A 1,576-nucleotide genomic window follows, 5' to 3' on the forward strand; every position below is an offset into this window, starting at 1 on the left:
TCTGCGGGGTGAATGCCGATGGCGAGAACTCCCAGGAAGCGATTCAATGGAGCGCAGTTTCCGGGAGTTCTTGACCGCCGATGAGCACCGACGATTTCTTCCGCGCCCGCCTGGATCAGATGATCGATCTGCGCCACCCTTTGGCAGTGCTGGCCACGCGCATGCCCTGGGAAGAGATCGAGAAGTCGCTGGCGCCAGCCTTTGCGCACAAGGACCGCGCCGGCCGCCCGGTCGAGGGGGCGGATCTGTTTGGCACGACGCTGCAGTTGGCGGGTGCAGGGGTGAGCAACCGCGGCCGGCCGCGCCTGCCAATCCGGCTGATGGTGGCGCTGCTGTACCTCAAGCACGCTTTCAACCTCAGCGACGAGGAACTCGTCGAGCGCTGGAGCGAGAACGTGGTCTGGCAGTTCTTCAGCGGCATGGCGTACTACACGCCCAAGCTGCCCTGCGACGCCACACAGATCGGGCGGTTCAGGCGCGTGCTGGGCGAGGCCGGCGTGGAGCAGTTGCTCAAGTCCACGATCGAGGCGGCGGTGGCGATGAAGGCTGTGGGCAAGCGCGAGTTCGAGCGCGTCATCGTCGACTCGACGGTGCAAGAGAAGGCCATCGCCCACCCCACCGACAGCCGACTGCTGGAGGTGGCGCGCGAGAAGATCGCCCGGCTGGCCAAGCGAGCCGGCATCGCGCTCAAGCTCACCCACGAGCGCGAAGGCAAGACGCTGCGCCGCCGGGCGGCCGGCTATGCGCACGCCAAGCAGTTCAAGCGTCTGAAGCGCGTGCTGCGCCGCCAGCGCACGATCCTGGGCAGCCTGCTGCGCGAAGTGCGGCGCAAGATGACGGCACTGCCTCAGACGGCGCAAGACACGCTGACGGTCTGGCTCGAACGCGCCGAGCGGCTGCATGCGCAGAAGCCGCACGACAAGGGCAAGCTGTACGCGCTGCACGCTCCGGAAGTTGAGTGCATCGGCAAAGGCAAGGCCCGCCAGCCGTACGAGTTCGGCGTCAAGGTCAGCGTGGCGGTGACCCACCGACACGGCTTGATGGTTGGTGCACGCAGCTTCCCCGGCAACCCGTACGACGGCCACACGCTGGCTGCACAGCTGGAGCAGACAAGCACGTTGCTGCAAGACATCGGCGTGAAGCCCACCACCGCGGTGGTGGACCTGGGCTACCGCGGTGTTGATGCCGACATCGCTGCGGTGCAGCTCGTTCACCGTGGCAAGAGCAAGACGCTGACAACCCAGCAGCGCGCCTGGCTGCGGCGGCGCCAAGCTGTGGAGCCGGCCATTGGACACCTGAAGGCCGATCACCGCATGGATCGCTGCTGGCTCAAGGGCAGCGAGGGCGACGCTCTGCATGCGGTGCTGTGCGCGGCCGGGTTCAACATCCGATGGCTGCTGCGGGCCATCGCCCGCCTGGGGCTGGCAGGCCTTTTGTTGGCTTGGACGTTGCTGGCATCCGTCGGGCCGTGGGGCGCATCTGCCCTGGCAATCACCGTGAGGTCACCACCGCCATCAACACCGCGTGGGCGACGGGTCTGTGCCGAGGCGGCGACTTGAAATTCGCAGGTCCGACT

The 1,576-nt window shown here is 66.9% G+C and carries 1 protein-coding gene; it reads left to right on the forward strand.

Features of this window, described 5'->3' with window-relative positions; translation table 11 throughout:
* Window positions 1-80 precede the first annotated feature (80 nt).
* Window positions 81-1,559 carry an IS5 family transposase gene (locus tag KAK06_RS23965; RefSeq protein ID WP_210804697.1) on the forward strand — a complete coding sequence of 493 codons (1,479 nt, stop codon included), beginning with the start codon at window positions 81-83 and terminating at the stop codon, window positions 1,557-1,559.
* Window positions 1,560-1,576: the final 17 nt, after the last annotated feature.

This window comes from Ideonella aquatica, assembly GCF_018069755.1.
GTDB classification, from domain to species: domain Bacteria; phylum Pseudomonadota; class Gammaproteobacteria; order Burkholderiales; family Burkholderiaceae_C; genus Ideonella; species Ideonella aquatica.

Excerpts from the sequence above, each read along its gene's own strand:
- KAK06_RS23965 (WP_210804697.1), top strand. The coding sequence starts at position 81 with ATGAGCACCGACGATTTCTTCCGCGCCCGCCTGGATCAGATGATCGAT.